This is a genomic window from Rufibacter sp. JT20002 (genome assembly GCF_056491185.1).
Window position 1 is genome coordinate 570,125 of record NZ_JBSZJY010000003.1, and the last position, 22,250, is coordinate 592,374.

Annotated in this window: 17 protein-coding genes; 12 read left to right on the forward strand and 5 right to left on the reverse strand. The window is 50.0% G+C overall.

The features are described from left to right. The first annotated feature begins 85 nt into the window (after positions 1–85). Complete coding sequence (locus ACW9SV_RS16315; RefSeq protein WP_479557825.1) at positions 86–2,338, forward strand: monovalent cation:proton antiporter family protein; 2,253 nt, start codon at positions 86–88, stop codon at positions 2,336–2,338. A gap of 358 nt (positions 2,339–2,696) precedes the next feature. Here ACW9SV_RS16315 and secDF read toward each other — a convergent pair whose 3' ends face one another. The 4 genes from secDF to ACW9SV_RS16335 form a co-directional block, all read right to left on the reverse strand. Next, positions 2,697–5,687, reverse strand: a complete 2,991-nt coding sequence (secDF, locus tag ACW9SV_RS16320; protein ID WP_479557826.1) for a protein translocase subunit SecDF — start codon at positions 5,685–5,687, stop codon at positions 2,697–2,699. Between the two features lie 136 nt (positions 5,688–5,823). Further along, positions 5,824–6,189 carry a hypothetical protein gene (locus ACW9SV_RS16325; protein WP_479557827.1) on the reverse strand — a complete coding sequence of 122 codons (366 nt, stop codon included), beginning with the start codon at positions 6,187–6,189 and terminating at the stop codon, positions 5,824–5,826. Between the two features lie 102 nt (positions 6,190–6,291). Next, a complete protein-coding gene (locus ACW9SV_RS16330; RefSeq protein ID WP_479557828.1) occupies positions 6,292–6,915 on the reverse strand; it encodes a uridine kinase family protein in 624 nt (207 codons plus the stop codon). Between the two features lie 76 nt (positions 6,916–6,991). After that, a complete protein-coding gene (locus ACW9SV_RS16335; protein WP_479557829.1) occupies positions 6,992–7,588 on the reverse strand; it encodes a non-canonical purine NTP diphosphatase in 597 nt (198 codons plus the stop codon). 503 nt (positions 7,589–8,091) lie between these two features. Between ACW9SV_RS16335 and ACW9SV_RS16340 the strand changes: the two genes are divergently transcribed. From ACW9SV_RS16340 to ACW9SV_RS16350, 3 genes are read left to right on the forward strand one after another with little or no spacing between them, the layout of a single operon-like run. Further along, positions 8,092–8,910 carry an MlaE family ABC transporter permease gene (locus ACW9SV_RS16340; protein ID WP_479557830.1) on the forward strand — a complete coding sequence of 273 codons (819 nt, stop codon included), beginning with the start codon at positions 8,092–8,094 and terminating at the stop codon, positions 8,908–8,910. A gap of 11 nt (positions 8,911–8,921) precedes the next feature. Then, complete coding sequence (locus tag ACW9SV_RS16345) at positions 8,922–9,695, forward strand: ABC transporter ATP-binding protein (RefSeq protein ID WP_479557831.1); 774 nt, start codon at positions 8,922–8,924, stop codon at positions 9,693–9,695. After that, positions 9,696–10,790 (forward strand): MlaD family protein, encoded by a 1,095-nt coding sequence (locus tag ACW9SV_RS16350; protein ID WP_479557832.1) that lies wholly within the window; start codon positions 9,696–9,698, stop codon positions 10,788–10,790. A 534-nt stretch (positions 10,791–11,324) separates the two neighbouring features. Here the strand turns inward: ACW9SV_RS16350 and ACW9SV_RS16355 are convergent. Continuing rightward, a complete protein-coding gene (locus tag ACW9SV_RS16355) occupies positions 11,325–11,834 on the reverse strand; it encodes a phosphoribosyltransferase family protein (protein ID WP_479557833.1) in 510 nt (169 codons plus the stop codon). A 171-nt stretch (positions 11,835–12,005) separates the two neighbouring features. On the opposite strand from ACW9SV_RS16355, the gene ACW9SV_RS16360 reads away from it, so the two are divergent. The 8 genes from ACW9SV_RS16360 to ACW9SV_RS16395 all read left to right on the forward strand — a co-directional run bounded on the left by ACW9SV_RS16360 (position 12,006) and on the right by ACW9SV_RS16395 (position 22,001). Then, entirely contained in the window at positions 12,006–12,248 is a 243-nt protein-coding gene (locus ACW9SV_RS16360) for a type B 50S ribosomal protein L31 (RefSeq protein ID WP_207432519.1), read from the forward strand. A 66-nt stretch (positions 12,249–12,314) separates the two neighbouring features. Continuing rightward, positions 12,315–13,544 (forward strand): GlmU family protein, encoded by a 1,230-nt coding sequence (locus ACW9SV_RS16365; protein ID WP_479557834.1) that lies wholly within the window; start codon positions 12,315–12,317, stop codon positions 13,542–13,544. Positions 13,545–13,695: 151 nt separating this feature from the next. Beyond that, positions 13,696–14,817 carry a DNA polymerase III subunit delta' gene (gene holB / locus ACW9SV_RS16370; protein WP_479557835.1) on the forward strand — a complete coding sequence of 374 codons (1,122 nt, stop codon included), beginning with the start codon at positions 13,696–13,698 and terminating at the stop codon, positions 14,815–14,817. Positions 14,818–14,826: 9 nt separating this feature from the next. Further along, positions 14,827–15,771, forward strand: a complete 945-nt coding sequence (hemC, locus tag ACW9SV_RS16375) for a hydroxymethylbilane synthase (protein WP_479557836.1) — start codon at positions 14,827–14,829, stop codon at positions 15,769–15,771. A gap of 72 nt (positions 15,772–15,843) precedes the next feature. Continuing rightward, the gene (locus ACW9SV_RS16380; RefSeq protein ID WP_479557837.1) at positions 15,844–16,464 is read left to right on the forward strand and encodes a peptidylprolyl isomerase; all 621 of its coding nucleotides are present in this window, start codon (positions 15,844–15,846) and stop codon (positions 16,462–16,464) included. A 10-nt stretch (positions 16,465–16,474) separates the two neighbouring features. Then, positions 16,475–17,374: an SDR family oxidoreductase gene (locus ACW9SV_RS16385; protein ID WP_479557838.1), complete on the forward strand. Its 900-nt coding sequence runs from the start codon at positions 16,475–16,477 to the stop codon at positions 17,372–17,374. 179 nt (positions 17,375–17,553) lie between these two features. Beyond that, on the forward strand, positions 17,554–18,507 hold the full coding sequence (locus ACW9SV_RS16390) for a ComEA family DNA-binding protein (RefSeq protein WP_479557839.1): 954 nt from the start codon (positions 17,554–17,556) through the stop codon (positions 18,505–18,507). A 446-nt stretch (positions 18,508–18,953) separates the two neighbouring features. Next, positions 18,954–22,001, forward strand: coding sequence for a PAS domain-containing protein (locus ACW9SV_RS16395; protein ID WP_479557840.1), 3,048 nt, complete (start codon positions 18,954–18,956; stop codon positions 21,999–22,001). Positions 22,002–22,250 lie beyond the last annotated feature (249 nt).

Here is a 22,250-nt window from a genome sequence, read left to right on the forward strand (position 1 = left end):
TTATCCTTAAAATAAACCAAAGGTGAATTGCTTGATGTACACAGGCACACCCTTGCGTTTTCGTTAGATCACACGTTTTTACTTTATGACACACCTACCACATTTGGTAACCGACCTGGGCCTTATTCTTGGGGCGGCCGGTATTACCACGCTTCTCTTTAAAAAGCTGAAGCAACCTTTGGTGCTGGGCTACATTATTGCAGGGCTATTGGTTGGACCCCACGTAGCTCTGTTTCCCACCATCATGGAAAGCGAGAATATTACTATCTGGGCCGAGATCGGGGTTATTTTCCTTCTTTTCAGCTTGGGGCTGGAGTTCAGCTTCAAGAAATTAGTTAAAGTAGGAGGAGCCTCCTCCGTAATGGCGCTCATTGAAGTAGTGGTGATGCTGCTGCTGGGCTACCTGGCCGGAAAGATTCTGGGCTGGTCAACCATGGACAGCATCTTCTTGGGCGGTATCCTCTCTATTTCCTCCACCACCATCATCATTAGGGCTTTTGACGAACTGGGCGTGAAGTCGCAGCGGTTTGCGGGCCTGGTGTTCGGCGTATTGATTGTGGAAGATCTGGTGGCCATCTTGCTTTTGGTGCTACTTTCCACGCTGGCTGTAAGCCAGCAGTTTGCCGGTACTGAGATGCTGGCCGCCGTACTCAAGCTCGCTTTCTTCCTGATGCTCTGGTTCCTAGGCGGTATTTTCCTTATCCCCACGTTCCTGCGCAAAGCCAGCAAGCTCATGAACGACGAGACCCTGCTCATTGTCTCGCTCGCGCTATGTTTTCTCATGGTGATTTTAGCAGCCCAAGCTGGGTTCTCACCCGCGTTGGGTGCGTTCATCATGGGCTCGATCTTAGCGGAGACCACCAAAGCCGAGAAAATTGAACACCTAATTTCTTCAGTAAAAGACCTTTTCGGGGCTATATTCTTTGTTTCGGTCGGTATCTTGATTGACCCGGCCACCATCGTCAATTATGCTGGTCCCATTGCGGTGATTACCATTGTAACCTTGGTGGGGAAGGCCTTGAGTATTTCCGCCGGCGGATTGATCTCGGGGCAAGGCCTGAAAACCTCTATCCAGTCGGGGATGAGCGTGTCACAGATTGGGGAGTTCTCGTTTATCATCGCTACGTTGGGCGTGACCCTGAAAGTAACTAGTGATTTCCTGTACCCCGTAGCGGTGGCGGTATCCGCGATCACCACGTTCACTACGCCTTACATGATCAGGTTGGCCGAGCCCCTGTACAGGAAGGTGGACCGCGCGCTGCCGGAGAAGTGGCGTAAATCTTTAAACGAGTATAGTTCCGGCACTCAAACCATTTCTACCACCAGCGACTGGAAACTGGTGCTCAGATCTTATGGCATTAATCTGGTTGTGTACTCAGTGATCATCATCAGTATTGTGCTGCTTTCGGGCCGTTACCTGAACCCGCTTATCACCCAGCATTTGGTAGCAGGAACCTTGGGCAACATCGCAACCACCGCTATTACGTTGGTCTTTATGGCTCCCTTCCTGTGGGCACTAGCCGTGCACCATCCGCAGAAAGAGGCGCAAGGCCGTATCTGGGCTAACCGCAACTATAGAAGCCTCATCATTGTGCTGGAGTTCGGCCGCATTGCGGTGGCAATCCTGTTCATCGGGTTTCTGCTCAATCAGTTTTTCTCTGCGCAACTAGCCGTTCTAGGCGGATTGCTGATTACGGCCCTGATGGTGGTCTTCTCCAAAAGGATTCAACGGTTTTACATTAGAATAGAGAACCGGTTTGTACGAAACCTGAATGCCCGCGAAATCCATGAGGCTGCTAAGATGCACCACACCCTCACACCTTGGGATGTACACCTGACCAGCTTTGAAGTAAGCCCTGAGTCCGTCGTCATAGGCAAGAGCCTGGTTGATCTTCAGATAAGAGAAAGATACGGGATAAATGTGGCCGTTATTGAACGTGGCGACCGCACCATTCTGGCCCCCACGCGCAACGAGCTGCTGTTCCCTAAAGACAAACTGTATGTGTTCGGGACGGAGGAACAGATGGAGGGTTTCCGGCAGTTCATCCAGACAAAAATCACCTTGCCCGATGAGGTGGAAGGACAGCGGGAAGACATCCGGCTACAAAAGCTGCAAGTCAAATCAGATTCGGTGCTGTTGCAGAAATCCATCCGTAACTCAGGCGTCCGGGAAAAAACCAAAGGCTTGATTGTGGGCATTGAACGGAAAGGTCAGCGCATTCTTAACCCAGACTCTGAACTCGTCTTTGAGGAGGGCGACATCGTTTGGATTGTAGGCGTGCCAAGACGCATCAAGCAACTGGAAGGTACCCTCGTGAATGAACCAGCTCCTTTGTAAACCGATTGACCTTCTATGAAGCGAACCCAAGACTTCCATTTTGAGCCTGAGTTTAGCAAAACAAGCTTAAAACATTTCCAATTAAAAAGACTTAGGGTGCTTTAGAAGCAGATCACACTAGAAAAGGCCAGATACACTTCTGGCCTTTTTGGTTTACTTTTCTAAAATGACCCGCAAAACATACTTTGTCAGAAGCGAGATTTGAGGTGTTGCCTTTTCAAGCCTCTTTTTCGAAAAAGATAGAAACATCAGTGATGGCAAAGGGTTGCGGGGAAGGGAGGTAGATTCTGCCTAGAAAGAAGCAATAAAAAAGGCCGGACATATGCCCGGCCTTTTTCTTTTTATGCTATTAGAGGGATTAGCCAGCGGTTACCACTGGTTTCACGGCTACCAATTTCTCTTTGTCTACGTTAGTGGTGTCCACTACAATTGGAGCGGCAATGAACAAGGTAGAGTAAGTACCGGTCAATGAACCGATCAGCATCGCGAAGGAGAAACCTCTCAGGGTCTCACCACCGAAAATGAACAGGATGATTACTACCAGCAATACCGTTAAGTTGGTGATGATGGTACGGCTGAAGGTGCTGTTCAAGGCTGGGTTCACAATGTCACGGAACTTCATGCGTGGGTTATCATTGGTGAATTCCCGGATACGGTCAAACACTACCACGGTATCGTTGATAGAGTAACCAATGATGGTCAGGATGGAGGCGATGAACACCTGGTCCATTTCGAAGGAAACTCCGAACAGGTTGGCGATGGTGAAGGCGGCGAATACTACCAACACGTCGTGGATCAAGGCGATTACCCCGCCCAAGCTGAACTGCCAGCGGCTGAAACGGAAGGCCAGGTACAAGAAGATACCGGCAAAGGCAAGTAACACCGCCATGATGGCTGTCTTCTGGATGTCATCGGCCATGGTGGCCCCAACTTTAGAAGAGCTTACAATTCTCGGGTTCTGGGTCTGGTATTGCTGCAAACCTTGGGTCAAGGCAGCTCTTACGGTTTCATCGCCTTTGGTAGACTCGTCCTCGGCGATGTAGCTGGTGGTGATTTTCAGACGGTTAGGGGCACCATAGGTTTTTACCTCAGTACCGGCACCTTTGAATTCGTCATCCAATGAAGAACGTACCTCAGACGCAGGAACCGCGCTGTTGAAATCAACCACATAAGAGCGACCTCCTTTGAAGTCAACACCCAACGGCAATTCACCTTTGATGAACACCGCCACAATACCGAACAGAATGAACACAGCCGAGAAGATGTAAGCTTTCTTACGGTTGCCCAGAACATCAAAATTGATGTTTTTAAACCAGCTTCTGGAAAGTGGCGTCTCCAGAGAAAGGTTGGCGGTTTCTTTACCTTTGGTCATCCACTCAATCAATAAACGAGAGATGTACACCGCAGTGAAGAAAGAAGTAGCAATACCAATCATCAAGGTGATGGCGAATCCTTTTACCGGACCTGAACCAAAGAAGTACAGGATGATACCAGCCAATAACGTTGTCACGTTGGAGTCAAAGATAGAGCTGAATGCTTTGCTGTACCCTTTCTTGATGGCTTCACCAATACCCAGGCCACTGTGTAACTCTTCTTTGATACGCTCAAAGATCAGTACGTTCGCATCCACAGACATACCCATGGTCAATACCATACCGGCAATACCTGGCAAGGTAAGGGCAGTACCAAACTGGGCCAGAATACCAATGATGAAGAAGATATTGAAAAACAAGGCGATGTTCGCGATCAAGCCACCTTTATTGTAGTAGGCGAACATGAACAGAACTACCAGACCCATACCGGCCAAAGAAGAAAGCAACCCTTGGTTGATGGCTTCCTGACCCAAAGACGGACCTACAATGGCTTCTTCCACAATACGGGTAGGAGCAGGCATTTTACCGGCTTTCAGGATATTGGCTAAGTCTTGCGCTTCTTCAATGGTGAAAGAACCAGAGATAGAAGAGTTACCGCCGGCAATTTCGCTTTGTACCACTGGGGCAGAGTACACATAGTCATCCAACACAATAGCCACCTGACGACCAATGTTGTCGCTGGTTAAACGCTGCCATTTCTTAGAACCGGCGGCGTTCATGCTCATGTTGATCTCCGGACGGCCTTGCTGATCGTAATCCTGACGGGCATCGGCAATGTACTCACCGGTAAGAGGAGCTTTGCCATCACGGCCTTTTTTCACGGCATACAGTTCCAGGAACTCAGCACCATCGTTAGAAACGATTGGCTTCACACCCCATAAGAACTTCAGGTTTTGTGGAAAAATGGCACGAACCTCTGGTCTGGCAAACAGGGCGTTTACTTTAGCAGTGTCACGCACGTTAGAGCCTAAACCGTTAGGTAAAGTGGTGAACAGGCGCGCCAGAAGAGAGCTTTGGTTCGGGTTGATAGAGTCTTTCTTGGCAGCAGCGCTATCGGCTGGTTTGCTCAACTGGGCAGCTAGCGCAGAAGTATCGGCACCGGCAGCCTTGGTCAAGGCAGAAGAAGTGGTGTCAGTAGCAGCAGTAAGGGCAGAAGCACCGGCGACGTTGCCTTTCAGTTTGTTAGCGGCTTCCTGTTTTACCAGGTAGTCATTCAACTGAGTGAAGTTAGGACCATAGTCCTGAATGTTCCACACTTCCCAGAACTCCAGGTTGGCAGTTCCTTGTAACAGTTTACGCACACGCTCCGGGTTGTCTACACCTGGCAACTCAATCTGGATACGGTTGGTACCTTTCAGGTGCTGGATGTTTGGCTGGTTTACCCCAAATTTATCAATACGGGTACGCAGAATGTTGAATGAACGGGCTACCGCGTCATCTACCTCTTTATTGATGACGTTAAGTACATCCTGATCAGAAGAGTTGTAGCTTAACGAACGGGTAGTGCTGTTGGCGAAAATAGAAGCCAGTTTAGCGTTTGGCTGAAGTTCACGGTAAGATTGGTAAAACAGGTTCACAAAGCTCTGCTGGCTTGTGGCCTGTAACTTCTGAGCGCGGGCAAGGGCTTGCTCAAACGCGGCGTCTTTGCGGCCTCCGGCCATCGCCCGGATGATCTCTACCGGAGAAACCTCCAGGGTTACGTGCATCCCGCCTTTCAAGTCAAGGCCGAGGCCCAATTCACTTTCTTTTACCTGCTGATAGGTGTACTCAGCGCCCAGGAAGTTGAAAACCGGAGCTTTCCACACTGAGTCAAGGTAAGATTGTCTTTTGTAGTGGTCCAGTTTGCCATCTGCCATGGTGGCAAAAGCAGTGGCGTCTTTCTCAACGCCTTTAGAGACCAACGAGAACGATAGATAGTAAAGGCACAACGCCGATACAATTACCGTCAATACCAGGATAAAACCTTTGTTACGCATTGGTGATAAATAGATAAATAAAATGAATGATACTAGAGATAAAAACCAACGTGTTGATCACCAATCAAACCAGAAATGGCCTGTCAGGAGATCGTAGGTTAGTCAAAAGGAAATACAGAGTTGGAAGAAGTTGCCGTCAGGGCGCGTTGGGGGAGATGGGTAGGGTTGCTACCTTCTGGAGCAGGAACGTCCAGTAAGGGTTGCCTAAAGAGGTTGTTACCGCCTGCTGCACCGGAGCCACAAAGGTGAACGGCTGGAAAGGGACAGGTTGGGCAATCTGAAAGTCTACAAAGGAAGTGGTGGCCTCAAAAGAGACTTTTTGTTTCACCACCGATGATTCCGCGTCGCGGCCCTGCTTGTTTACTGAGGTATGGTCTGTCGGAGAGGCAGCCGCGTGGGCATACGCCGGAAGAGCCCTGTGGTTTACAGTAAGCGCCAACAGCAAGGCAATGCTGGTGAACAGCAGCCGCCAATTACGTTGTATGTAGTGCCCGGGTTTCATCTCTGTAAGCAAAGGTAGAAGATTCTTGAAATAAAACAAAAGCCTCTGCTGTGGGTTGAACAGCAGAGGCTTTTGATAAGTGCCCTCTCAGAAATAAAAAGGTTATTTTTTGATTTTAGAGTTCAGGTAGGTTACCAATACATCCAATCCTCGGTCAAAGTGCCGGTTGTTAGGGATGATGATATCAGCGTCATTCTTGAAAGGTTTAATGTACTTCTCGTACGTAGGGGCTACGTGGTTCGTGTAGCGATACAGCACATCATCCAGGTCATAGCCGCGTTCTACTTTGTCTCTGATGATGCGGCGCTGCAGTTTAATGTATTCTTTGGCATCTATGTACACCTTCATGTCCAGCAGGCGGGCAACCTCTTCAAAGTAGAACACAAAGATACCCTCTACCACTACAATGGGCGCAGGCTTGAACTCCAGTTGGCGCGGCACAATGTTCGGGTTGTTGAACGTGTATTCTTTGCGGTAGACGGTTTCTCCTTTGCTTAGTTGGAAAATGTCATGGGCATAGGCCGCGCTGTCAATAGAACTCGGCAAATCAAAGTTGTGGAAGCCGTTCTCGTCTATAAACTGTTTGTCGCGGTCGTGGTAATAGTTGTCCTGAGAAACCAGGCAAATCTCCTCAGGTGCATACGAAGCCAGTAGTCTGCTCAGAAATGTGGTTTTTCCTGAAGCGCTTCCTCCCGTAATTCCTACAATAAACGGCTTTTGATGCATAAATAGGTGTGGTTTACGGGGTGCAAAAATACTCTTTTGTCTGCACGATGCCTAATGCCTGTTCAAAAGAATTTATTTAGGTGCCGGTTTGCACATATCGGTGTTGCAGAAAGGAGACCAATTGCTGCACAGCGCGTCCTCTATGGCTGATTTGGTTTTTTTCCTGGCTGTCCATCTCGGCAAAGGTGCGGTCATGGCCCTCGGGCACAAAGATGGGGTCGTAGCCAAATCCTTGCTCGCCTCTGGGGGCTTCAATGATATGCCCTTCTACAATCCCGTCAAACAGGTGCTGTTCGCCTTCTTCCAGAATGAGCGCAATGGAGGTTCTGAACCGGGCCTTGCGATTGGTTTGTCCTTGCAGTTTCTCTAATACTTTCTGCATGTTGGCTTGGTTGTCGCGGGCGGGACCGGCGTACCGGGCTGAGTACACGCCAGGTTCATAGTGGAGGGCTTCCACCTCCAACCCCGTATCATCGGCGAAGCAGAGCACTTTGTATTTCTCCCACACGTAAGTAGCCTTTTGCAAGGCGTTGCCCTCCAGGGTGTCCTGGTCTTCGGCAAGTTCCTCGGTGCAGCCCAAGGCTTCTAAACTGATCAGTTCAAAAGGCGCACCCAACAACTGTTGTATCTCTTTCAGTTTATGGGCGTTGTTAGAGGCAAAACAAATTTTCATAGCGTAGGTTGGTATAGAATACGGTAGTAAGGTGCAGCAATGATACTACGTGCCAAGGGCAGATCAAAGTGCAGAAAACAGATATAATTGCGGTTAAAGCCTGTTCTGCAGTAGTCTGTAGGGCATTGTTCTCCAACATTAGGCTTTTTCCCGGGCCAAAGAAGTAAGGTAAGCCTTTCAACTTGGGTTCAACTCCTATACGTTTTTAATAGGTCATCAGGCTTTTTGATGTAATTTTGCTCCGGCTTTTCAATTGACCTTAGAAATAAGCGTTCAGAATACAACCTTGCGGAAGCCTAAAATAGGTTTCTTTCGGCTTTTACGCCCTTTTTAGGAAAAGAGGCCAAAACCGCTGAAACCAGTAGAGGTGTTTTCTCTCGTTTAAAGAATGTTTCTAAAGACGATAGGTAGATCAAAAGCCAATAAAGCTGTGCTGAATGTTCTCAGTGCGTGACAGGTGTCTTTTCTAGAAAAGGTACCGAAGATGAAAACAAAGACAATAGATGAAATTTCATAATGATGACGAAAAACCGGTAAGACGACCCCGGACGCAGGTGCTCTCCAAAAGATTGGACCGCGTGTTCATGGAGCTGTCTTCCATCGCTTCGTTTATCGGCCGTTTTTTTAAGGAGGTCTTTATGCCTCCATACGAGTTCAAAGAAATTATAAGGCAGTGTTTTGAGATAGGGGTAAAGTCGTTGCCGCTTATTTCCTTGACTGGGTTTATCATTGGTATAGTATTCATGAACCAGTCCAGGCCCTCTTTGGCCGAGTTTGGGGCGACTTCCTGGTTGCCTTCGCTGGTTTCCTTAGCTATTGTGCGGGCTTTGGCTCCTTTGGTGACGGCATTGATTGGAGCGGGCCGCATTGGGTCTATGATCGGGGCCGAACTGGGTTCCATGAAGGTAACCGAGCAGATTGAGGCCATGGAGGTGTCAGCAACCAACCCATTTAAATTTCTGGTGGTGAGCCGGGTGCTGGCTACCACGTTTATGATCCCGGCCCTTATGATGTACACCATGCTGGTAGCTTTATTGGGCGCTTTCCTGAATGTGAACGCAAACGAGGGAACCAGTTTTACTACGTACTTCACCCAGGTGTTTGATGCCATCACCTTTCTAGACATCTTCTCCTCCGTAATCAAATCGGCTTTGTTTGGATTCACCATTGGGGTGGTAGGCTGCTACAAGGGCTACAACTCTTCTAAAGGGACCGAAGGCGTAGGCAAAGCGGCCAATTCTTCCGTAGTAACGGCTATGTTCCTGGTGTTTATTGAGGAGTTGCTGTCGCTGCAGGTGATCACAGCCCTCCGTTACCTCTAAGATTTGAAGCCATGAAGGAGACACAACCGGTTATTGACAAAAGCAACTGCGTCATCAACATCAGAGATCTGGAGAAATCCTTCGGTGACCTGGATGTGTTGCGCTGCGTGGACTTGGATCTGTACAAAGGCGAAAACCTGGTGGTGCTTGGAAAATCCGGGACCGGGAAATCAGTTTTGATCAAGATCATCTCCGGGTTACTCAAGCCCGATGCTGGTAAAGTGAATGTGCTGGGCAAAGAGGTGCCTACTTTGAAAGGCCGTGAGTTGGATCAACTTCGCCTGAAGATTGGGTTCTCGTTCCAGAACAGTGCGCTGTATGACAGTATGACAATCCGGAAGAACCTGGAGTTTCCGTTGGTGCGCAACCGCCGCGACATGACCCGGGGCGAGGTGGACCGTATGGTGGAAGTAGTGCTGGATGCCGTGGGGCTTTCCCAAACCATCAACCAGATGCCGTCTGAGCTTTCCGGTGGACAGAGAAAGCGGATTGGGATTGCGCGTACCCTCATCCTGCAGCCCGAGATCATGCTCTACGATGAGCCCACCGCCGGTCTGGACCCCATTACCTGTATTGATATCAATAACCTGATTAACGAGGTGCAAGCCCGTTTCAACACTTCCTCCATCATCATCACTCATGACCTGACCTGTGCCAAAGCCGTGGGCGACCGCGTGGTGATGCTCCTAGACGGGAAATTCCAGCGGCAAGGCACCTTTGAAGAGGTCTTCTGCACCGATGATGAGCGGGTGAAACTATTTCATGATTACAATTTCATAGACTAAATGAGTGCAGCAGAAAATAAACGAGCCGTTGTTGTTGGAGTATTTGTGTTTCTGGCGCTGGTGATCCTGGTGGCCGGTATCTTTATTCTGGGAGGCCAACAAAAGCGGTTCACCAAAACAATTCAGGTCACCGCCGTATTTGATGACGTAACCGGCCTGAAAACCGGGAACCAGGTGCTGTTCTCCGGAGTGCGGGTAGGCGTGGTGAAAGGCATCACCTTTGAAGGCCCTTCGCAGGTAGCCGTATCCATGGACATCACTGAGGAATCGCAGAAATACATCCGCAAAGACGCGAAGGCCAGAATTGGGTCAGAGAGTTTCATTGGCAACAAAGCCATTGTCTTGTACGGCGGTACCCCCCAAATGCCCGTGGTACAAGCCGGCGACCGCCTCTCTACCGAGGCGCAGCTCAGCACCGAGGAAATGATGGCCACTTTCCAGGAAAACAATAAGAATCTGGTTGCCATCACCACCGATTTCAAGAAGCTAAGCTCTGGCTTAGCCAACGGCGAGGGATTGGCGGGTGCTTTGCTCACCGATGATCAACTGGCCCAGAATTTCCAGGCTATCCTGGCCAACCTGCAGAAAACCTCGGCCACCAGCATGCGGGCCTCACAGGCATTGGCCCAGTTCTCCAACAAACTAAACACCGAGGGGGGGCTAGCCGACGAAATCCTTACGGACACGGTCACTTTCAACCGGTTGCGCGCCACCATGACCCAACTGGAGAGTGTTATGGCCACCACCAACCAGATTGCGAGCAAACTCAATTACACCACCGATAAGCTCAATACCAACAACAATGCCTTTGGCGTGCTCCTCAACGACCAAGATTTTGCCGTGGACCTTCAGATGACCATGCAGAACCTGGAAGCCGGTACTGATAAACTAGACGCTACATTGGAGAGCCTTCAGCACAGCATCCTGCTCAACGGATTCTTCCGCCGGAAAGCCAAACGCGATGCCCGCCAAAAGGAGCGGGAAGCACAACGCCAGGAAAGACTCCAGAAGCTAGAGCAAAACCAGGATAACAGAAAACCTCTCCCTGCAAAGACCACAACCGTTCCCCCGGACACTTTGGCCCCTGCCAATTAATAAGTCTCAAGCAATAGATATAGTACCCCAGTTTAGAGCATGTTTCAGTGAAACATGCTCTAAACTGGGGTTTTCTTTTAGGTTGTGTTTAAAGAATGCAGTTTGAGGAAGTTTGTTGCTTGTAATAACAAGAACAGCGATGAACGAAGGGGGCGTTGATTGAGGCTATTGCCTCATTGCAGTTACAAACTGCAGACCGTGGTAGGTCCAAGTCACAGACTTGAACCATGAAAAGAAAATGTTGGAAACTTGAGCCATGGAAAATGGTGGCTATGCAACTTCAAGTTTGAAGAACCCAATTCCAGTCTTTCGGTTGAGCGCCTTTGTTTTAGACCTGGTGCCGCGCATGCGGCAGGCCTACTGGCCAAGGCTAAAACAACAGCGCGAGGCCGGAAGACCAGGCCCCGCGGCCTTGAGCGCACAAAAGCCAAAGTGCAACAACAACGCTCACGCAAACAGACTAACAAAAGCTACGCCAGCACCCCCCCCAAACAAAAGCCTACCTAATTCAAACCTGTTTCCTGAAAAACAAGCCTAAAGCAAATACGCATTCCATTCATTCTCAGACAACACCACCCTAATATGCTCCCGCAAGGTAGTTGCCAGGGAATAGCCGGTGTAGGTAGAGGAAATAGGATACAGCGTGTGGTGCCGGTTAATGAGCGTGGCAATCTCCAGTTTTTTGCAGTCCTTATCCAGGAACTCGCGCAAGGTATAGGCCAGGGTCTTGCCGGTATTCAACACGTCATCTACCAAGATCACGGCGGTGCCAGACAGGGAAGGCAAAGTGGGGGAGATGGCAATGTCGTGGGTGAGGGGCTCGGTTTTATGCAGCGTCACCTTCACCAATTGTACCTCCAAGGGAGAGATGGCGCGTAGTTCCTGGGCCAGCAACTCTGCTAGAAAGTAGCCGTTCTCGTGGATTCCGGCCAGTACCAGCTGTTTTTCCTCAAAGTTGTGCTCGTAGATCTCAAACGCCATGCGCTTGATTTTCTGCAGAATCTGGTGGTGGTCCAGGATGCGGTTCTCTTGTGTAAAGACCATGGGGTGTTGCTGTTTGCGGGCTAAATTACCAAAATATTCCCCAAACCAGCCGCATGGTAAGCGGCAGAGTTGTATCTTTGAAAATATTTCTGGTAAAAGGTTTTGAATCTGAAGCAAATGCCTTACTTTTGCAGTCCTATTCCAGAAATCCGTAGTTAAAAATATAGAATAATGAAAAAGGACATCCATCCTGAATACAGAGAAGTAGTTTTCCAGGACACTTCCTCAGATTTCAAATTTATCACCCGTTCTACCATGAACTCTAACGAGACCATCACCATGGAAGACGGTAAGACCTACCCTGTTATCAAAGTGGAGGTTTCTTCTGCTTCTCACCCGTTCTATACCGGTAAAAACATCTACGTGGATACTGCAGGACGTATTGACAAGTTCAAGCAGCGTTACAAGAAATAAGCTTATTAACGGTTCTCCGTACAGAAGTCTTCCTGAACCTCAGGAAGACTTTTTTATTTTTGCCTTATGAACATCATTCTCTTTGACGACCCGGTTCTGCGGGCCAACCTGCTTCCGCTTACCTTTACCCGGCCCGTGGCCAAAATCCGCATCGGTATCCTGACCATTGCCGAGAAATGGCGGCATGTTTCCAACGAGGTAGTTTCCTATCTAGCCGAAGAGTACCTGCAGGAGAAATTCCCGCAGCACCTAGACGGAGGCCCTAACCTGTACGTGAATGGGGCTGTCTGTCCTACGCTAGAACTGTGGGACGAAATCAAGCAACTGCCCGTAGGCGGAACCCTGTTCTTTGACGACTTGCTGGTAGCCCTTAACGCTGACACGTTGGAAATGAGAACCATGGAAGAGGTCTTTCAGCACAATACCTCCAAAAGAAAGCAGGTTGAGTTACCGGCGCATTGCGTGGTGAAGCAACTCTGGGATATCTTCAAGTGGAACGGACCGCAGATTCGGGAAGATTTCAAGCTGGTGACCGCCGGGCGGGAAAGCCAGCCCATCTCTGATCCGCACACGGTAACCTATAACCATAAAGATATTTTCATTGAGGAAGGGGCTAATTTTAAAGCAGCCATCCTGAACGCCGAGAACGGGCCTATCTACATCGGGAAAAACGCCCAGGTGCAGGAAGGAACCGTGATCAGGGGACCGTTTGCCATATGCGAGGAAAGCGTCATCAACATGGGTGGCAAGATGCGCGGCGACGTGACCGTGGGACCTTACTGCAAAGTAGGCGGTGAGATCAGCAACTGTGTGTTCTTCGGGTACTCCAACAAAGGGCATGACGGGTTCCTAGGAAACTCTGTGGTAGGAGAGTGGTGTAACTTTGGGGCCGATTCTAATACCTCTAACCTTAAAAACAATTACTCCAACGTGCGGCTCTACAGCCATGCTGAGGAGAAAATGGTAGACACCGGCCTGCAGTTCTGCGGCACCATCATGGCCGACCACGCCAAGTGCGGGATCAACACCATGTTCAACACTGGTACGGTAGTGGGCGTAGGCGCCAACGTGTTTGGGGCCGGGTATCCGCCTAACTTTATCCCATCGTTTACCTGGGGAGGGGGAGCAGAGCCGCAGACCTTCAAGTTGCCCAAGTTCTACGAGGTGGCCGAGGCGGTATTAGGCCGCCGAGGGCAGACGGTGGCAGACGAAGACCGGAAGATCTTTAACCACCTGTTTGACCTGACCCAACCTTCGCGTTCTTGGGAAAACGGATCAACCGAAAAGATCGCTTAATAGCTAAGAATACTTTTGACCTCGGCGACGGATGGTTTTCACTCTATTTTCTGAAAAGTAGGGCAAAAACCATCCGTCGCCGTTATCTTTACAGACAATTGGCGCGGGAGTTTATTTCCCTGGCCTTCGTTTAAAAAAGTAACCTTCATTCGTGCAGTTTTCCCAGATTTACGGCCACCAGGAAACAAAGCAATTGCTGCTGAATTCCGTTAAATCACAGCACGTGGCCCACGCGCAGCTTTTTTTAGGATCTGAAGGAAGTGCCAACCTGGCGCTTGCGCTGGCCTATGCCCAATACCTAAACTGCGAAGACCCGCAGCCCCAGGATTCCTGCGGCGTGTGCCCCAGCTGCAACAAGATCAGCAAGCGCATCCACCCAGACCTGAACTTCGTGATGCCGGTGACCAAAGTGAAAGACCAGGATGCCCTGAGCAAGAACTTTGTGACTCAGTGGCGCGCGTTCCTCAATGACAGCCCTTACCAGACCCTCAACGACTGGATGCAGTTTATCGGCGCTGAGAACAAACAAGGTACCATTCCGGTAGGCGAAAGCCGCGAGTTGGTGCGCATGACTTCATTGAAAGCCTTTGAGGCGAAATACAAAGTCATTGTGATCTGGTTGCCCGAACTCATGAACGCCAGCGCCGCCAATGCCCTATTGAAGCTGTTGGAAGAGCCGCCCGCCGCCACCGTGTTTTTGCTTGTGAGTAACGCCTCAGACAAGATCATGCCCACCATCCTGTCCAGAACCCAATTGGTAAAGGTGCGCGCTTTCACCGATGAAGAAGTCATTCAATATTTAGTAGAGCAACAAGGCACGGAGCGTGAACGGGCGTATCAGGTGGTGTCTTTAGCCGAAGGAAATCTGCAGGCCGCCCGCGTCCTGAGCCAGGAAATGACCTCAGACTACTTCACGTTTTTCCTGAGCTGGATGCGTCTGTGCTACAACCACAAGTTTGACGGCGTGCTGGAGCAGAGCGAGGATTTCCAGAAGCTTGGCCGTGAGAACCAGAAGAACTTCCTGCAGTTTGCCTTGGGCTTGCTACGTAAAGTTTTGCTCTACGGTGTAGACAGCAAGCTGATCGCGTTTTTACCGCCGCCGGAGCTGGATTTCGTGCAGAAATTTGCCAAGCTCATTCATCAAGGCAACGGCGCGCAATTGTCACAGGAGTTGAATGACGCGCATTACCACATAGAGCGGAATGCGCACCCCAAAATCACCTTTTTAAATACGTCCATTCAAATTGCCCAGCTCATCAGGCCCGTGGCATAAATAGATAGCATGGAAACACCCCAACCAACGTCTCCTATTCGTATTGCTACCCGCGGTAGCAGGCTCGCTTTGTGGCAGGCCCACCACGTGGCAGAAACGCTGCGTGCCAACGGCATGGAAGTGGAAATTGTGACCATTACTACCAAAGGAGATATTGTTTTAGATCGTTCTTTGGATAAAATAGGCGCAAAAGGCGTGTTCACCGAGGAACTGGAGGAAAGCCTAAGAACCGGAGCCACTGATATTGCCGTGCACAGCGCCAAAGACGTGCAGTCTACCATTCCGGATGATTTGGAACTGCTAGCCTTCATGGAGCGCGAGAAAGTGCACGACGTGGTCATCTCCTTCGATCCTTTGTTTAAGCTGGGCGAGGGGCAGCAAGTCATTGGCACCTCGTCTACCCGCCGCCGGTCCATGCTCAAGCGCTTCTACCCCAATGTGATCACGTCTGAGTGCCGCGGAAACCTGCAGACCCGCATCCAAAAGCTGAAAGACGGCCAGTACGATGCCATTCTGCTCGCCTATGCCGGGGTAGCCCGCATGCAGTACGATCACATGGTGGCCCAGCACCTTCCGCTGGACAAATTTATCCCGGCCGCAGGGCAGGGCAGTGTCGCCATTGAGTGTTCCAAGAACCTGCCACTGGAACGCAAACTGAACATAAAATTGGCCTTGGATCATAAGCCCACGCACCTTTGCCTTTTAGCTGAGCGGGCCTACCTGCGCACCATGGAAGGCGGTTGCAGCATTCCATCCTTTGCGTTGGCCACCATGGAAGAGGATACCATCACCCTGAAAGCCGGCATCATAAGCCTAGACGGGGAGCAGCTGATTCAAGAGGAATTAACGGGCCCTTCTGCCGAGGCCGAATCCTTAGGCGAGCAGCTAGCCCAAACCGTGCTTAGCAAGGGAGGCGACAAAATCTTAAAAGCAATCAGAGAAGAAAAAGCATAAAAAAATCAAAATCGGCAGCACAAGCTTCTCCTTAAAACCTGCCGTTTTTGACCTATTTATCTAAAATTGAACATGAAAAAGAGTCTGTACATACTGGCCTTGCTGATCTTGCTCGGGACGGCAGCCTTTGCCCAGAAGAAAAGTAAGAAAGATTACCTGGTCACCATCTCTACCTCGCAAGGAAACATCCGGCTGATCTTGTTTGAGGATACACCCAAGCACCGCGAGAACTTTTTGAAGCTGGTAAAGGACAAGTTCTATGACGGAACTACCTTTCACCGGGTAATCGATGACTTTATGATCCAGGGGGGCGATCCTAATTCTAAGGACGATGACCCCAACAACGACGGGGCCGGTAATCCGGGGAAAACCATTCCGGCTGAGATTCTGCCGCATCATAAGCACGTGTACGGCGCCCTGGCCGCTGCCCGAATGAGCGACCAGATGAACCCCAGACGCGAATCAAGCAGCTCACAGTTTTACCTGGTGGAAAACCACGAGGGCGTTCCGTTCCTGGACAACCAGTATACCGTGTATGGACAGGTGATCGACGGGTTATCTATTATTGACAAGATTGCGGAGCAGCCCAAAGACTACCGTGACCGACCCACCACCGACATCAAAATGAAGGTGACCACCGACAAGGTGTCTAAAAAGAAAATCACTAAATTGTACGGCTATCGCTACGAATAACCTTCCAACTATGAAAACTATCCTCATTACCGGCTCTAACGGTTTGCTGGGGCAGAAGCTGATCGACCTGCTGCACACAGAACCTCATATCAACCTGATTGCCTCGTCTCGTGGCCAAAACAAGCTGGCAGCCTTATATCCGCAGGTAACGTTCGTCCCCATGGACGTGACCAATGCCGAGATGGTGGAAAGTGTAATTGCTGAAACTCAGCCTACGCACATCATCCACACGGCGGCCATGACCAACGTGGACGATTGCGAGAGCCAGCGTGAGGAATGCTGGAAACAGAACGTAGACGCCGTGGAGAACCTGGTACGCGCCTCAGAACGGCATGGCGTGCACCTCATCCACGTCTCCACCGATTTTATCTTCGATGGTGAAAACGGCCCTTATACCGAGGAGGCAGAAGGTGCTCCGGTGAACTTCTATGGCGAAAGCAAACTGGCGGCCGAGGAACTGGTGAAGAAGGCTGCCTGCAAATGGGCCATTCTGCGTACGGTGCTGGTCTTCGGGATCGTGCATGACTATGGTCGCTCCAACATTGTGCTGTGGGTGAAAGGCTCTCTGGAGCAAGGCAAACAGATTAAAGTAGTAAACGACCAGCTGCGCACGCCAACTTTGGCCGAGGATCTGGCCCAAGGCTGCTGGCTTGCCGCTAAACACGACGCCCAAGGGATTTTCAACATTTCCGGCGAAGAGCTGCTGACCCCACACCAAATGGCAGTACAAGTTGCGGAGTACTTCAACCTTGATAAAACCCTGATTGAGGAAGTGGATGGCTCTATCTTCACGCAGCCGGCCAAACGCCCACCGCGCACCGGGTTTGACATTACCAAAGCCAAAACACAGCTGGGCTACCAACCACGTACTTTCAAAGAAAGCATTGCCATTGTGGCGGGGCAGATTTAAAATAAACTTACTTTAATGAGGTGCCGTTCTGGGGCTGTTTTCTAATAACAGCCTCAGAACGGCATTTTGCTTTTACTCTATGAAGTACTTTTTCTTGAAAAGGTTAGTGCCAGCCTTACTAAATAATGACCAATTTCTAATATTTAACTTTTAAGATATTTAGCCGTAGTAAAGCATCTATGCTAAACCGCTTGGCCCGCGCTATACAGGATTACTTTTCGTTCTCCCAGCGAGAACTCAAGCAGTTTTTCATTCTCATCTTCCTGATTTTATTGCTTCTGATAGCACCCTTTTTCCTTTTCCAGGAAGATGTTCCCTATGACCCTACTGCCGATCAACAAATTCTTGATAGCCTGGTAGTGCAGCTAGATGCGCGGGTAGAAGAAGCCAAAACCGAAAGAAACTTAGCGTACCGGCGCAAACCCATCAAGCTGTACCGTTTCAACCCCAATGAACTCACGGTGGAACAATGGCAGGAGCTAGGATTAAACAAGTACATTGCGCAGCGCATCCTCAACTACAAAGCAAAAGCCGGGGCCTTCAAAAGCAAAGCCCAGTTGCAGAGAATCTACGGCTTACCCGATTCGCTTTTCCAACTATGGTACCCGTACATTGCCCTGCCGGATGAAAGTCCGGGGTACGCCCGGAACACAGGGGAGAGGCAACCGTTTTCAAGCTCTTTTCCTGAAAACAGGCCCAGAACCGAATATCCCCGCAAGAAATGGGAACTGCAACCCTTTGACCTCAACACCGCCGATACCACAGAATTGAAGCAAATCAAAGGCATCGGGAGCAAACTGTCGGGCCGCATTGTGGCTTTCCGGAACAAGATAGGCGGGTTCCATTCGGTGGAGCAGGTAGGAGAGGTGTACGGATTGGCGCCCGAGGTGGTAGACAGTGTGCGGAAGTACGGGTTTATCGGTAAGGCGTATGCACCCAAAAAAATCAACGTGAACACTGCCACCTTTGAGGAGTTGCGCCAACATCCTTACATTGGGTATGGTCTGGCCAAAGCCATCGTTAATTACCGCACCCAGCACGGGCCGTACCCTAGCTTAGAAGAGCTGCGTAAAATAAAGATTCTGGACGAGGCAAAGTTTCAGAAAATGCAGGCTTACCTGAGTATTCAATAAATTTCAAAAAACTCCTTCAATTCAGTCCTGAGGTTTGACACCTTCTTTGGGGCGGTTCTTCACCTAAAAAAAGCTAGAGCTTCTCTTTTCGAAAGAGGATATCTACTATCCATCATCTTTAGGCCTCCATGATAAAGGAAGTTTAGAAAAGCCCACGGAGATCAAAGTTGGATGCGTATTTATACTGTAAATAGGTGTAATTCAGTGCATTTTGCCCGTTGAGGGCCTGTTGATGGTATTGCTTTCAAAAACAAAACGTATTTTAATAATCGGTGCCAATGAACGCTTTGGCCTTCCATAACACCAAGTAGGGCACCCGTCAATTGTCTACTCTTGAGGCACGTCATAAGCAGTAGATGCCAGAACATACCGGCAGCTTAACGGTTTTGACCTGAATGCGAAAAAATAGGCAATAAACTCATCTGTAACCTAAGGAAACCAGTTTTATGAGGCAGTTAATAAAGGTGGTAGACCAGACAACTGAACCCTCTGTTCTGGTGCAGATAGTAGAGTCCGCGCCAGACCCGTACCTGGTACTGTCGCCTGATCTCAAAGTTCAGATGGTGACGCAGGCTTTTCTCGCGCTTACCCACCGCAAGCGCGAAGCCTTCGTAGGAAAATACCTGTTTGACGTTTTCCCTGAGAACCTCGCCAACCAGTTGAACGGTGCCGCTACCCACCTGCAGGCCTCCTTGCAAAAGGTAGTAGAGTCTAAAAGGCCCCACCAGATGGCCGTGCAGCAGTACAGTCTACTCAAGCCTGATGAACAAGGAGGAGGCTTTGAAGAAAGACAACTGCTTCTGGTAAATACCCCTGTGCTCAGCCAGGCGGGAGAAGTAATCTACATCATCCTTAAAGCAACGGATGTCACCACTCAAGTCAATAATAAGAACAAGGTGCAACACCTTACCTCAGAGCGGAAGGTGCTTCAAGAGAGTTTAGATCACGCGCAACAAAGTCAGCAGGTTCTAAGAGAAGATGAGCGCCGCCTGCGGGAAGCGCAAGCCATTGGCCATATTGGCAGTTTTGAGTACATGCTTCCGGCCCAGGAATTGTTTTGGTCAGATGAACTGTACCGCATTTTCGGGCTGGAGCCCCAAAGTGAACCGGCCACCTTTGAGAAGTTTGCCTCCTTTGTACACCCAGAAGATAGGCCACGGTTTGATAAGGCCATGCAGGACTTTTACCAAGGGCAGAGCAACTTTGACCTTACTTATAGAATTGTCAGGGCAGATACGCAACTAAGGACGGTGCACACCCTGGCTACCGTGCAAACGGAGCCTCAGCGGAAAGTGCACGGCACTTTGCAAGACATCACCGAGCAAAGAAAAGCACAGGAGAAGCTAGAGGAACGGGAGGCCCTGCTCCGGCAGTCTGAGGCCGTGGGCAAAGTTGGGAGTTATGAAGCCGATGTTGCCACCCTGACCTTCCAGTTCTCAGATGAGATGTACCGCTTGTTGGGTTTTGAGCCTAATTCTATAGAACCGACCCTGGACCTGATAGATGCCATCACGCACCCAGAGGATGTGCTCCCCATCAGGCAGAAACTGGAACAGGCCCTTCAAAACAAAAGCAGTTACCATTACATCCGGCGAATCTTCCGGCCAGACGGACAGATGCGCTACATTGAAGGCAAGGGCAAGGTCATATGCGATGACAAAGGTCAGCCTTTGAAATTCCTGGGCAACATCCAGGACATCACCGACCAGGTGCGCGCCGACCTGATCCTGGACGCGATCAATGAGGTTTGTTTCGAGTTGGATGACAAACTGCAGTTCAGGTATGCCAACCGAAAAGCCTATCAAGCTTGGGGCAAAGCACCAGACGAGGTGCTGGGTAAAAACTACTTTGAGGTCTTGCCCCACAGCAAAGAGTCGGCCATCTCTGAGATTTTCTCCACGGTGGTGGAGAAGAAAGAACAAGTGCTGCAAAAAGTGTACAGCCCGCATGAGGATAAATGGTTTTTCTACAACGCCATGCCTGCCCCTACGGGCCTGGTTGTTCTGTATTTTGACGTGACAGAACGGGTAAAAGCCCGCTACGAGATTAAGCAACAACAGGAGCAGTTCCAGCGGTTGGTAGAAAACATGCCCGATTTGATTTCCCGTTGGAAGAAGGACGGCACCCTGGTGTATTGCAATCCTAACTTTGAACATAAGCTAGGTTTTACCTCCGGGGCAGCCTTAGGTAAAACGAACCAAGAGATGGGCATTCCGCCCGAAGTGGCTCTGCCTTTCGCCGAAAGTCTGAATACCGTATTTGCGACCGGTCAGCCGATGGACCACTCCTGCGATTTACCAACTCCAGAGGGACAAATCAACCTCCTGGCCCGGCTGGTGCCTGAGTTTGCCCCGGACGGCACTGTGGAGACAGTTTTATCTATTGGCCGTGATATCTCCCAAATCAAGCAAGCCGAAGCTGAGATTAGGAAACACCTCAACATTCTGCAGCAGGCGGAGGAATTAGCCGGCATGGGCAGTTGGGAATATGACATTGCTTCCAAAAACCTCACTTGGTCAGAAGGACTTGGGCGGCTAATTCAAGTAGACAGGACCAAAGGCTCTTGGGCGATGAATTTCATGGCGGCTGTGGTGGAGGAAGACAAACCTGTTGGCGAGCGCATCTTACATGCCTTGCTGCACAACCCCCAACCCTTTGAGGAAACCTTGCGGCTAAATACGTACTCAGGCATCAGGCGGCAGAAAATGAAAGGTACCCTGGTGGCAGGGCCAGACGGGAAACCCTCTAAGGTGCTGGGGGTGAACTGGGACATCACCGACATGCACCGGCTGGAAGAAGAGAACCTCACCATCAGGCTGAACCAACAGAAAGAATTGCTCCTGGCCATCTTGAATACGCAGGATGAGGAAAGGCGCCGGATTGCCGAGGGCCTGCACAACGGCATCGCCCAGTTGCTGTACGCGGCCAAACTTAACCTGAACCAAATCATCAGGGAAGAAGATATTCTGCATAACAAGCAGTTACTTGAAATGACCACCAAAGCAGATGCCATCCTGGAAAAAGCCATTCAGCAGACGCGCACCCTATCGCATGAATTAATTCCCACCCCTTTATCAGATTTAGGGCTGCAAGCGGCCATCAAAGACATTTGCGCTACCTTAACCAGCAAGAACCTGAAACTGAAATGCTGGGTCTTCAACCTACATACCCCGCTTGAAAAGCATATGGAGCTAGCGGTGTACCGCATCGCCCAGGAGTTGGCAAACAACATTGTAAAGCATTCGCGGGCCACCCAGGCCGGGTTATTGTTGCGCGAGCAACGGGGAGCCCTTGTGTTAGAGGCAGAAGACAATGGCAAAGGCTTTGTCCCTACAGAATTGAAAAGCAAAACCAATGGCATGGGCCTTAAGTCCATAAAAGATCGGGTGCAGCTGTTAAACGGGACCATAGACATTGACTCGGCCCCGGAGCACGGCACCACCATCAGCATCCACCTCCCGCTGCCCTTACCCAATTCTACCGCAGCAGAGTAGCCGTTGGGGAGTTTCATGGATGCTAAAGGAAGAAGGGAGGTGCTTTTCCTAATCCCTCGAATTATTGGTGTCTTCTTTGGGAAGGTACATTTGCCTTTGCGCCTGCTTTTGGAATCCCATGCACAATCTTTAATTTTCAGAACTGGAAGTATTCTGTTGCAACAGGAGGGTAGGGCAATTGCTGCCTGGCACACCAACCCGGGAAAGTAACCGTTTTCCTTTTAAAGCAGTTTACTCCAAGGTAGAAGT

Coding starts and splice junctions, on each gene's coding strand:
- hemC (WP_479557836.1), top strand. CDS start 14,827: ATGGAAACACCCCAACCAACGTCTCCTATTCGTATTGCTACCCGCGGT.
- ACW9SV_RS16325 (WP_479557827.1), bottom strand. CDS start 6,189: ATGAAACCCGGGCACTACATACAACGTAATTGGCGGCTGCTGTTCACC.
- ACW9SV_RS16350 (WP_479557832.1), top strand. CDS start 9,696: ATGAGTGCAGCAGAAAATAAACGAGCCGTTGTTGTTGGAGTATTTGTG.
- ACW9SV_RS16340 (WP_479557830.1), top strand. CDS start 8,092: ATGAAATTTCATAATGATGACGAAAAACCGGTAAGACGACCCCGGACG.
- ACW9SV_RS16330 (WP_479557828.1), bottom strand. CDS start 6,915: ATGCATCAAAAGCCGTTTATTGTAGGAATTACGGGAGGAAGCGCTTCA.
- ACW9SV_RS16390 (WP_479557839.1), top strand. CDS start 17,554: ATGCTAAACCGCTTGGCCCGCGCTATACAGGATTACTTTTCGTTCTCC.
- ACW9SV_RS16365 (WP_479557834.1), top strand. CDS start 12,315: ATGAACATCATTCTCTTTGACGACCCGGTTCTGCGGGCCAACCTGCTT.
- ACW9SV_RS16385 (WP_479557838.1), top strand. CDS start 16,475: ATGAAAACTATCCTCATTACCGGCTCTAACGGTTTGCTGGGGCAGAAG.
- ACW9SV_RS16380 (WP_479557837.1), top strand. CDS start 15,844: ATGAAAAAGAGTCTGTACATACTGGCCTTGCTGATCTTGCTCGGGACG.
- ACW9SV_RS16360 (WP_207432519.1), top strand. CDS start 12,006: ATGAAAAAGGACATCCATCCTGAATACAGAGAAGTAGTTTTCCAGGAC.
- ACW9SV_RS16395 (WP_479557840.1), top strand. CDS start 18,954: ATGAGGCAGTTAATAAAGGTGGTAGACCAGACAACTGAACCCTCTGTT.
- secDF (WP_479557826.1), bottom strand. CDS start 5,687: ATGCGTAACAAAGGTTTTATCCTGGTATTGACGGTAATTGTATCGGCG.
- ACW9SV_RS16345 (WP_479557831.1), top strand. CDS start 8,922: ATGAAGGAGACACAACCGGTTATTGACAAAAGCAACTGCGTCATCAAC.
- ACW9SV_RS16335 (WP_479557829.1), bottom strand. CDS start 7,588: ATGAAAATTTGTTTTGCCTCTAACAACGCCCATAAACTGAAAGAGATA.
- ACW9SV_RS16355 (WP_479557833.1), bottom strand. CDS start 11,834: ATGGTCTTTACACAAGAGAACCGCATCCTGGACCACCACCAGATTCTG.
- ACW9SV_RS16315 (WP_479557825.1), top strand. CDS start 86: ATGACACACCTACCACATTTGGTAACCGACCTGGGCCTTATTCTTGGG.